We start from the raw sequence: 10808 nt of genomic DNA, 5'->3' as shown, positions 1-10808 counted from the left end.
GAACAATGATAAACATGACGAATCTGTTGCGCTCAGTCGACAACAGCCACAAAGGGCTGCAATTGCTATTGGGAGATTTTTATAAGGATTTCAGCAGCGCGGCGATCAACATCGAAATGCTGCATAAACAAAACCGTTTTGAAGAGCTGAGCGGCTACTCAAAAAAGCTGAAAACCATTCTGGTCCTGCTTTGTGATGATGATTTACCACCCAAGATGGCAAAGCTAGAACATTTAAGTAAGCACCACTTTCCCGCACCTAATGAATTGATCGAGGACATCAAAACTGAGCTCAACAACGTGAACAAACAAATAAGCCAGCTGTTAGATATCGAGAACTCTATCGATGACAGCGCAGATGATGAATAACCGGGGTGGATCATGAGTAACAAGCAGATCGAGCACCACCTCAGAAAAGCACTCGTGTCCAACAACGAGTCTTCGAAGGTGACCGCAGACGATACGATCGTGCTAGCCAGTGCGATGACCAGCGTACACAAAACACTGCTGGTTATCTTTTTGCTTTCAATGGTGGCGATCGCCGTGGCGTCTCAAGCTCGTATCGACATTGTGGTGTCGGTGCGCGGTGAGCTATTGCTGGAATCTGACGTAGAAAAAGTGCAACACCTTGAAGGCGGTATTCTCGAAGAAATGTTAGTGCGCAAAGGCGAAGTGGTTTACGAAGGTCAACCCATTGCGCGAATTCGTTCTTTGGATAGAAACACTCAACTCGATACGGTAAACACAGAAATCATTCAGCTCGAGTTAGACAAACTCCGTTATGAAAGCTTGCGCGATATGGTGGAGCCCGATTTCTCTGCCTACATCGAAAAATATCCAGAATTGGTTCAGGTAAATATGAATACCTGGCAGCAAGAGTTTTCCAAAAACCGCTCTAATGAAGAGTTGATCACCCACGACATCAATCACAAGAACTCGTTGATTGATTCTATGCTTAAGCGCCGCAAAAGCTCCGAAAACCAGCTTTCTTTGATTCGCAAGCAGCTCAATATCAAGAACACCCTCTATAAAGAAGAAATGGCATCTTATGTCGATGTTCTGAATATGCAGGTTCAAGAGTCAAACATGGTGCGTGAGATTGAAAACCTTGATGAGTCAGTCATGAATGAGCGCTTCCAACTCGACAAACTAGAGAAGCAATACCGAGACTTGGTGGAAAACCGCAACTCCGAATACCAAGCGCAAATCATTCAAGCGAAGAAAGATCTTAAGCTGAAACGCATTCTTCGTCCTCAACACTCAGACAAAGTGGATCGTCTTGTGGTCTACGCCCCTATTGATGGTGTGGTGGATAAAGTGCACTTCAACTTCCGCTCTGCCGTGATACCGCCGGGGGAAAGTATCGCGGACATTGCGCCGATTAATAACTCCCTTCATGGCGAAGCAAAGATTCCACGTAAAGACATGGGCTTTGTTGAAATCGGACAGGCAGTCAAAGTGAAGATGGACACCTACAACTTTGCCAAATACGGATTTTTGGAAGGTCGAATCGCGTCGATCAGCCGTTCGTCCTATGAAGAAGAGGACGCTGAATTCTACCTCGCTGAAATCCAAATCAGCCAAAACTATCTAGAGCGTGGAGGCACACAATACAAACTGTCCCCTTACATGGAGTTTACCGCCGACGTCAAAACAGGGTCACGTCGGGTTATCGAATACGCTGCGAAGCCAGTTATGTCGGCTATCGAAGACGCGTTCGATGAGAGGTAATGGATGAGTAACAAACCTTCCTACAATATTTCCGTTCCTGTTATGCGCCTGAGCATTGCTTTCAGCTTGGTGCTGGCTGCCCTCGCCTTCTATTTGTATGTTTCTTGGGAAAAAGTGGATTCAGTGGAGCAAGTGCAAAACGCGCCTCTGTTAGTTCAAGCTCAACAACTCAACCAAACCATCGAACTTGATATCCAAACGCTTCAGCGCTGTTTAGCCGCGCGTTATTGCAGTACAACAGAGCTCGATTTTGAGGTTCTGAAAAACGAAATTGATCAGTTTAAGTCTCTCGCGTCACTCAACAAAACCGAGTTTAGCTTGGTAGGTGCGACCGAATATACGCAACTTGAATTGGCGATTAATCGCTTCTCGGACAGCTCAAAAACACGCGACGATGTGTTGGCATTGTATCTCTCGCTCACCAATAACTACCTACAAATGGACGACAACTATCGCACCATGTTTAACAACCATGCGAGCGACCTAATGATGGAGAAAAACGAGTTCTTCATTTGGTTGTTTATGGTTGTTGTCGTACTGGTTGGTATCGCCGTTCTATCGAATTTAGTGGCAATCCTAAAACTGAAAAAATCCAGTTCGAATGAGCGAGACATTGACCAAGAATTCGATGGGCTTTATCAAGAGCTCAAACAACTTGATTTACAAAGGTTAGAAGAGTTGCTGAATGAAGTGAGCATCAATCCGAAGCAGCGTCAGATTTACTCTCACCTAAAACTGATTTTCAGCAAACTCGAAGAGCAAAAACGCAATAACGATCTCTACAAGCAACTCTATGCTCTGATTGGTTACGAGATTCGTGGCATCACCAACACTATTAACGGCGGCGTGCAATATCTCGTACAAGAGACCGATGAAAGCGGCGTGTTGATGGCGCAAGATATAACCTCGGCTGCCAATACCCTGTCTGAATTGGCAGAGAACTACAACCGACTCATTTCACAAGGGACCGAGAGCAAATCGAAAGAGTTTTCACTGCTAAATGTACTGTCTGAATTGATGATTCACATCAGTTCAAAAGTGCAGCGAAATGAAGGTGAGCTAGACTGCTTTATCTCGGATAACTTACCAAACCGTGTTGAAGGGCAATCCACCAGCTTATTCTGGGTGTTGTTCCTACAGCTATCGAATGCCATCCAGCTCAAAGCCGACAAAAAACTGTTTGTCACCATTGAATCGGGCGCAGCGTCAGACATTGAAAACACTCGCCTGACCATCAATCTAAACTTCTTAACCACACTGGATGTGCCGTTTGCCAAGCTCAATACTCTACACTGGAGCGACCATAAACAGCACACTGCAACCAAAGACGATTTGGCAAAAAGCGTACTGAAAGATTATGGCTATTACGAGAGCCATTGGTATCAATCGGGCAATCAGGAACGTTTTCAAATTCAGCTCGATTTGAAAGCCAAAAACTTCCACACCGAGAAAACTCGCTTCGACAATAAGCGCCTCTTATTGTGTGCCAACTCTCAGCTGCGCATTGATGTGATGAACAAGATGCTCGTCAACTTGGGCTTAGAGATCACGCCAATTCGAACGCCGAACGAGCTCTTCTCTGCTGCAAAAACCTTTGGCGAATACGATGCCATCATGCTGACCGACACGTTCGAGCCAAACAAGCTGCCCTCACTGAGCAAAACAGTGAAATCGCAACTGCGCAATCATCCGAATACTAAATTGCTGCTTTCAGTCTCTAGCACTCAGCAAGCACAAGAGAGCCATACCTTTGTCGACAAGATTCTGAACTCTCCTGCGATTCCGTATGAGTTCATCCCTAACCTATTGGCAATCATGGAAGCGGAAGCCTCTGAAGATCAGATGGAGAACAGCTCATTCCTAATTGTGGAAGATGACCGTGTTCAACAGATTCTACTCAAACGTATTTTGAGCAAGCAAGAATACGAAGCCGATACCGTTGGCGATGGCGCAGACGCCGTTCAGCACTTCATGAACCAGCGCTCGGACATCATTTTTATGGACTGCATCATGCCGGGCATGGGCGGCATTGAAGCGACCAAACGCATTCGACAATACGAACAAGAGAGCGGACAAAACCCTTGCACCATTATAGGTGCGACAGCATTGACCAGCAGTAATGAACACCAAGCTTGTATCGAAGCTGGAATGGATTACGTGATCAGCAAACCTTATAAAAACGACGAAATCATCAAGGTGATCAACAAGTATGTGGCGGTACAGAAACTTAACTAGCTGCGTATTGGCAGCGCTTACATTGAGCAATGCTCCTTCGGCAATGGCGACCACCTTGCTTGAGGCGGTCAAACTCGGCTTGGAAAACAACTTATCTCTACGCGCTAGTGACAAAGGCGTGGAAGAAAACGAATACAACATCGACATTAGCCGTTCTAAGTTTCTACCCTCTTTAAACGGTGCCGCTGATACCACATGGAATGAGAACGAAACCATCTTAACGGGAACACCGGATACACGTTCTAGCTACAACTCGAACAGCTACAGCGTGTCTTTATCTCAATCGGTGTTTAACCTTGGCGACATCTTCAAATACGGCACCGCGAAGCTTGATTTCAACATTGAAGAAATCAAACACGAGAACAAAATCCAGAGCACCATTTCTGAAATCGCGACTCAGTATTTCGAGTACCTGAAAAACAACGCGCAAATCAAAGCCACCAAAGTCGAGCTTAAATCGTCTGAAACACGTGAGCGCCAAATGCGCCGCAACGTGGAACTTGGCAACACTGCGGCGAGCGAGTTGTATGAGGTAATTGCCCAGAAAGAAGGCATTGCCAATCGCTTAAGAACCTTAGAGAAAGACCGACGTGTGATTTTGAACGGTTTAGAGATTCAAGTTCAATATCCAGTCACCCCATCGCAGGACATCTACGAAAGCGTGCCCTTGGCGGAAATCAGCGAATCCGAACAACGCGCGATTCTTGAGCAAGCTTTGAAGCTAAATAACGACTTATTGGTTGCGAAGAAGACCGTAGAACGCAGCCGAAGAGGCTTGAAAGAAAGCGGTTCAAACTTTGTGCCGACCGTATCGCTCTCTGCCAGTTACCGTTATGACGATGCGAACAACTATGACCGAACCGACCCCACCGCAACAGGGGACAGTAACTCCACCAGCGTCGGCTTGAACTTGAATGTGCCGATTTTCTCCGGCGGTTCGGATTACTACGGTTATCAAAAATCGTCGACTGCCATCGAGCGAACGGAGCTACTGTACCAAGATTCATTGTTCACGACGCGCAATAGCGTTAACACCTCGGTACTCAACATTAATGACTTCTCGCGCGCCATCAGCAGTTACGAGAACATCATCCGTGCAAACTACGCTTCCTACAAAGGCATTCAACGCGCTTACCAGCTTGGCACGCGAACCATTACCGACTTACTGGCAGCGGAAAGTAAACTGTTTAGCGCGCTACGTGATTACGAGAGCGCGCGTTATGACTACATCATTGAATCGATCAATCTTGAGCAAATCAAAGGCATGCTGTCGGTGCAATCCATCGAAAGCATCATGCAGTTGATGAGCAATATCGAAGACAGAAGCAATCAAGACTTAGTTCCAAAACACCTTCTCTCCAAACCATCGATTAAGAAAGGAGGTCGCAATGCAAACTGAGCATTTTTCCCAAAAGATTAACTTTGCAGACAAGTGTTACCTGACTTTCTCCACGGTCATCTCGACGCTGTTTGGTTTAGTGCTGCCCTTTTCGATTCTGATTATCTTTGACCGTGTTTTACCTAACCAAGCTAAAGACACGCTGTTTCTTCTGTTTGCCATTATCTTGATCACTATCTTCCTCGATTATCACTTAAAGAATCAGGAAGAGAAGATCTCGTCGGTGATCATGAAGCAGTTCGAAACCAACTTAACCAACAAAGTGTTTCAATCCATCTGTTTGGCTGAGATATCGAAGTTTCGTCGCCTAGAACCCGGTGAATACCTAGAACGTATTGCCACCATTCCAGAGATTAAATCCTTCTTTGGCGGAGAATCTGTACGGGCATTGATCAACCTTGCAGTCAGCATACTGACCATTCTGATTATCGGTCTGATCAACATCTGGGCTGGGGTGACCATCTTACTTGCCTCCATCGTTTTGGCGGTGTTCGCGCTGAGCCTGTCTAAGCAAAAAATCAACAGCCTAGAAAACAAATCCGACATCGAAGGCTTAACCACTTCGAAAATCATCGAGATCATCTCTAGCCCCCTTGATATCAAAGCGCGCAATATGGAATATCGCGTTGAGAGCTTGATGACACAAATGGTGGAAGAGCGTGAAGTCGAGAACATCAAATACGAGCAGATCGAATCGAACTTCAGCCTTATCTTGTCGCTCATACAACAGCTCTCCATTGCTTGTGTGGTGGTAGTTTTGGCAACGGCAGTTATCAACATGCAATCGAGTCAAGGCATCATGGCAGCCATCATAATGCTTACCAACCGTTACTTCGCGCCATACCAGCAAGTGATGCGCACGGTGAGCCGCTGGGAGTTGAACAAGCTTCATATTCAGCGTATCGCCGAGTTACTTGAACTTGCTGCATCTGTAGAACAACAAAATGACACGACAGAAGTCGAGCGTATCTCGGTGAAGTATTCGGAAAAACAACGCATCGAGTTTGAACGCGGTCAGGCTTACTTGCTGACGGGGAAAAGCGGCGCAGGCAAAACCCACCTCGCCAATTGCATTACGCGGCAAAACACCGATAGCAAACTCGATATCCAAATCAACGAGACACCGCTCGATGACGTTAACTACAACGTCTGGCGTAATAGCGTGCTCATGGTCGACAAAACCAGTTCGTTCGTCGAAGGCACCATCATCGACAACCTAACTTGTTTCCGCCCGAGCTTAAACAACACCGCATTTGCGCTTTGCGAAACCATGAACATCAAAGCACAAATCGATGCCCTTCCTGCTGGTTTTTACACCGAACTTAAAGGACATTTACGCAATCCATTCTCGCGCCAAGTCGCTTATGCCTTGCTGCTAGTGCGCGCCTTGCTTGCAAACAAACGAGTGTTGATCTTCGACGACATCGACTGTGTTTATGACGACGACTTTGCTCGATTGGTTTTGACCAGTACCGCCTATCGCGCCAACGACAAAATCCTCATCATCGTCAGCAATAAGATGGACAAGCTCAATCATCGCCTCAAACGCGTCAAACTTACCGGAGGTGACCAATGAGTATTTTGGTTGATTTTAATAATGTTCCTCAACGCTTGTTGGACTTTGAGGCTCGCAGTTATGATGAACGATACAATCAGTCACCTTTAATTCGTGGTTTAGCTTACACCCTCATTGCGCTTGAATGGGAAGGCACACCTTCTATCCTCAGCGACGCTTTTATCCCTAAACCAAAAGACAGTGACAGTTTTATTGCCACGATTGAGCGCCTTGGTTACCGTTGTGACGTCACCAAATTAAAAACGTTGGAGCACATCGAGGGGCACCCTCATCCTTGCTTTATCGAGATAGAAAACCTCACTGCGATTTTCTTGGGCACTAAAGACGGCAAACTGATCCTGTTTGATTACACCAATAACAACACCATTGAATACCCGCTCTGCAAAAAGCCGTGTTTGTTGGTCTCGATCAGCGAATACTCGCGCTTGTTCCGAGAGCCACCACCTGAATCTCAAGACCGCAGTAACTGGATTAAATACGCGTTTTATCGCTACAACAATGAACTCAAAAGCCTGATTATTCTGAGTTTTGTCATCAGTATCCTGGGCGCGCTCCAACCCTTCTTTATCATGAGTGTGTACAACTTCGCCTTGACGTCTAGCTCGCAAGCCACGCTCTATTGGCTCACCTTGTTTGCGGTGATTGTTGGGTTCTCGGAATACTTTTTCAAGAAGATGCGGGTCAACATCATTGCCACGTCAGGTAAGGACTTGGCGGTGCACATTTCTCAAGCGGTTATATCCAAGCTGCTATGGCTCCCTTATGCGATGACGTCCACCGCCGGCGTGTCTTCTCAGTTGGCGCGTTTAAAAGACATCGACACATTTCGCCGATTGGTAACGGCAGAGTCAACTTTGAGCTACTTCGACATGCCGTTTGTTATCGTGTTCATTGTCGCGATTGCCATCATGTCCGGAACCGCTGCATTGGTCGTCATGGCGGGGTTGATTCTGATGTTGGTGTTCTGTGTTTATTCTCGTTACATCTACTCACAAGCCACGTCTAAGAGCTCTCGCGCCAACGCCATGGTTTCTTACCAATGGAATGAGATTCTTCGCGGCATCAAAACCATCCAAGGCTTGCCACTGTTGCGCGTTATTCAATCTCGCTTCAGCGCTTCACACATGCAAAGCACCAACGATGCAGAAAACGTTGCTGTGACCAACAGTAAGGTTCAAGCCGCAGGTGGCAGTTTGATTCAGGTGATTGGTACCGCAAGTATCGTGACCGCGGTTATCGGTGTAATGGATGGAACGTCTGACGCTGGCGCCATGCTTGCAACTGTAATTTTAGTCTGGAAGGCGTTAGGTCCGATAATGGGTATCTACAACTCCATATCTAAATTCCAATCCATTAAGGCGTCTTCTGCGCAAATCAACAACCTTATGGCAATGAATGACGACAAGCTAACGTTAGAGAAAAGCCCCCCTATTCGCCTGTTCCAAGGCAGCATTGTCGGCAGCGGTGTAAGCCATCGCTACACTGGCGCGGCAACAGGCTTAACCAATCTCGGGTTTAAAATTGCCCCAGGGGCGAAAGTGGTGATTTGTGGACCGACTGGTTGCGGTAAAACCACGCTAATTTCCATTCTTGCGGGTTTAGAAGATAGATACCAAGGCGCAGTGTCGGTAGACGGCTACAACATCAAACAGTTCAACAGCTATCGCTACCGAACCTCGATTAACTACATCCCGTTTAATTTACATATTTTTGAAGGCTCTTTGGAGACCAACTTCATCTTGCATAATGGACTCATCCCTACAGAAAAGATGCAAGAGATGGTGAGCTTTTTCGAACTCGATGCGTGGTTGCCAGAAGGATTGAACACTCAGCTAAGCGTAGATAAATGCAAGAATTTACCTAACGGTATTCAACAGAAATTGCGCCTCGCGCTGGGGCTTGGAAGCTGTGAACAATCACTGATCATCATTGATGAGCCATTTAATGGCGCTGAGCAAGAAAATGCCCAGTACTTCAACCGCTTGTTCACCGATAAATTGCTAAACAAAACAGTGGTGTTCTCTACAAATGATCCGGGTTTGATCGCCACTTCGAACATGAGCTTGGTATTAGAGCCAGACGGCAACTTGAAATATTTTGGCTTAACAGACAAATACTTAAACAGCTTAAGTTAAGACTGTGGCGCTTATTCACAATTAACTCTTTAATCAGACAGATACAATTGACAAAGATATAAACCAGAGAGATGATTCGACCGAGATTTAGAGGTATTTAGGATTCAGATGTATACATTTGTTGCTGACAAATTGGATGTGGTTTATTTATCAGCGATACCGGAAAACCACGCATTGCAGGACTTTGATGTGCCTGAAGAAGAACTCGAAATCCGCGAGATTGTCGAGGTGTGGTACGAGTGTGCATTTTTGCCTGATTTCAATCTCGAGCAAATCGACATCGCAAACAAAGCGGAGCTAGTGGCAACACAAACTCAAGTGGTGAACAACTACACGAGCACCCTCGCTTTCTTACTCAAGAGCAAAGTGTATCGAGCTGCCCTTAACCGCATGTTGAGCATCTGGACACTCGAACCCTCCGCAAAAGCACAACTTGAGTTACTGCTTTTTGCCGAAGAACAAGCAAAGACCAACTGAGCAACACGCAGATAGAAAAAAGCCAGCAATGACGCTGGCTTTTTAGAAGCTATTTATCGGTGTTTATACCAATCACAGTAAGTAGGTGATCAAAGTTAGCGCAGGAAAAACGCTTGAGAACAAGGCGAAAATTTTCGATAAGTAGTGATTCTACAATTAAAATTTTAAACGACGTTATCGAGCGTTTTAACCAGCTAGATTGATCACTTATTTGCTACGATTGGTATCAAACCCATCCATCAAACTGAAGACGTTTTTGTATTCGCTCTACCGCCTCTTTCTGCATTTGTCTCACGCGTTCATTAGAGACATTCAGTAAGTCCCCGACTTCAGCTAATGTTTTCACGTTATGTTCAAATAAACCGAAGCGATGAATGAGTACTTGCTGTAACTTCACAGGCAATGTGTTAACGACGTGTTCCAGTGCTTGAGTAAAGCAATGGTCTTCGCAATCTTGCTGTGGATCTGTTGTGTATTCGCTTTCGCACTGTTCGAGCACAAATGGCGCATGATTAAGGTCGACAGTTGTTGAAACATCGATAAAGCCACTCAACGCGACTAACTCATCAACACGCTCTACCTTTACACCTGAACAATGGGACAACTCTGAAATCGAAATGTCTTTGCTCATGGTTTTGCTCGCATCATGCTTTTTCGACGCAAGGCTATTTATCTCTTTACAAACGTGAGCAGGCAAACGCACCGTGCGACCGTTGTTCATTAATGCCGCTTCAATGTTTTCGCGAATCCACCACACTGCGTAAGTTGAAAAACGATAACCCGGCTCAGGATCATACTTGTCGATGGCTTTGATCAAGCCAATGTTGCCTTCTTCAATCAAATCAAGCAGCGTGAAGTTGTTACCAGTACGTTTTAAGTAGCTTTTTGCAATTTTCACCACTAAACGTAAGTTAGACTCAATCATTACCTCGCGCGCTTCTTTATCACCCGCACGATTAAGCTTGGCGTAATGCAGTTCATCTTCTCGAGAGAGTAAATCAATCCCCACGATGTCTTTTAGATAATGCGCGTAAGGATCTTTACCTGCAGAAGGCGTTTCTTTCATTGGCATCTCATCCGTGACACCTCGGGACCTAGCAAAACACTCGTTGTTCATTTCCCCGTCCTTATCAGCCAACTTAACTGTTGTAGCTCTTTGGCTACTTTTCTCCGTGGCTCAACCAATATGCCACCCAACGAATAATATTCGTTTTACGTTGAGTGTAGACAAGGCTTTTTAGCTTTACCAAGAAATT

General features: G+C 45.7%; 8 protein-coding genes. 7 read left to right on the top strand and 1 reads right to left on the bottom strand.

All coding sequences use genetic code 11. The features are described from left to right. Window positions 1-14 precede the first annotated feature (14 nt). From KJB05_RS21790 to KJB05_RS21760, 7 genes are all read left to right on the top strand, one after another. On the top strand, window positions 15-368 hold the full coding sequence (locus KJB05_RS21790) for a hypothetical protein (RefSeq protein ID WP_029790234.1): 354 nt from the start codon (window positions 15-17) through the stop codon (window positions 366-368). Window positions 369-380: 12 nt separating this feature from the next. Then, complete coding sequence (locus tag KJB05_RS21785) at window positions 381-1730, top strand: HlyD family type I secretion periplasmic adaptor subunit (RefSeq protein ID WP_009704725.1); 1350 nt, start codon at window positions 381-383, stop codon at window positions 1728-1730. Window positions 1731-1733: 3 nt separating this feature from the next. Then, window positions 1734-3965: a response regulator gene (locus tag KJB05_RS21780; protein WP_208444484.1), complete on the top strand. Its 2232-nt coding sequence runs from the start codon at window positions 1734-1736 to the stop codon at window positions 3963-3965. Beyond that, window positions 3940-5364, top strand: coding sequence for a TolC family protein (locus tag KJB05_RS21775; RefSeq protein WP_208444483.1), 1425 nt, complete (start codon window positions 3940-3942; stop codon window positions 5362-5364). The genes KJB05_RS21780 and KJB05_RS21775 overlap by 26 nt, the downstream gene beginning before the upstream one ends. Next, complete coding sequence (locus KJB05_RS21770; RefSeq protein WP_041053448.1) at window positions 5354-6940, top strand: ATP-binding cassette domain-containing protein; 1587 nt, start codon at window positions 5354-5356, stop codon at window positions 6938-6940. The genes KJB05_RS21775 and KJB05_RS21770 overlap by 11 nt, the downstream gene beginning before the upstream one ends. Continuing rightward, complete coding sequence (locus KJB05_RS21765; RefSeq protein ID WP_005442632.1) at window positions 6937-9075, top strand: ATP-binding cassette domain-containing protein; 2139 nt, start codon at window positions 6937-6939, stop codon at window positions 9073-9075. Before KJB05_RS21770 ends, KJB05_RS21765 begins: the two co-directional genes overlap by 4 nt. A 108-nt stretch (window positions 9076-9183) precedes the next feature. Continuing rightward, a complete protein-coding gene (locus tag KJB05_RS21760; RefSeq protein WP_039839724.1) occupies window positions 9184-9552 on the top strand; it encodes a hypothetical protein in 369 nt (122 codons plus the stop codon). 226 nt (window positions 9553-9778) lie between these two features. Here KJB05_RS21760 and KJB05_RS21755 read toward each other — a convergent pair whose 3' ends face one another. Continuing rightward, window positions 9779-10669, bottom strand: coding sequence for a sigma-70 family RNA polymerase sigma factor (locus tag KJB05_RS21755; protein WP_208444482.1), 891 nt, complete (start codon window positions 10667-10669; stop codon window positions 9779-9781). Window positions 10670-10808: the final 139 nt, after the last annotated feature.

Origin of the sequence: Vibrio sp. B1ASS3, from assembly GCF_905175355.1 — a bacterium.
In the GTDB taxonomy this organism is placed as follows: Bacteria; Pseudomonadota; Gammaproteobacteria; order Enterobacterales; family Vibrionaceae; genus Vibrio; species Vibrio owensii.
Note: the sequence above shows the minus strand (reverse complement) of the source record. Positions and strands in the feature narration are given on the sequence as shown.

Excerpts from the sequence above, each read along its gene's own strand:
- KJB05_RS21790 (WP_029790234.1), top strand. The coding sequence starts at position 15 with ATGACGAATCTGTTGCGCTCAGTCGACAACAGCCACAAAGGGCTGCAA.
- KJB05_RS21785 (WP_009704725.1), top strand. The coding sequence starts at position 381 with ATGAGTAACAAGCAGATCGAGCACCACCTCAGAAAAGCACTCGTGTCC.
- KJB05_RS21780 (WP_208444484.1), top strand. The coding sequence starts at position 1,734 with ATGAGTAACAAACCTTCCTACAATATTTCCGTTCCTGTTATGCGCCTG.
- KJB05_RS21775 (WP_208444483.1), top strand. The coding sequence starts at position 3,940 with ATGTGGCGGTACAGAAACTTAACTAGCTGCGTATTGGCAGCGCTTACA.
- KJB05_RS21770 (WP_041053448.1), top strand. The coding sequence starts at position 5,354 with ATGCAAACTGAGCATTTTTCCCAAAAGATTAACTTTGCAGACAAGTGT.
- KJB05_RS21765 (WP_005442632.1), top strand. The coding sequence starts at position 6,937 with ATGAGTATTTTGGTTGATTTTAATAATGTTCCTCAACGCTTGTTGGAC.
- KJB05_RS21760 (WP_039839724.1), top strand. The coding sequence starts at position 9,184 with ATGTATACATTTGTTGCTGACAAATTGGATGTGGTTTATTTATCAGCG.
- KJB05_RS21755 (WP_208444482.1), bottom strand. The coding sequence starts at position 10,669 with ATGAACAACGAGTGTTTTGCTAGGTCCCGAGGTGTCACGGATGAGATG.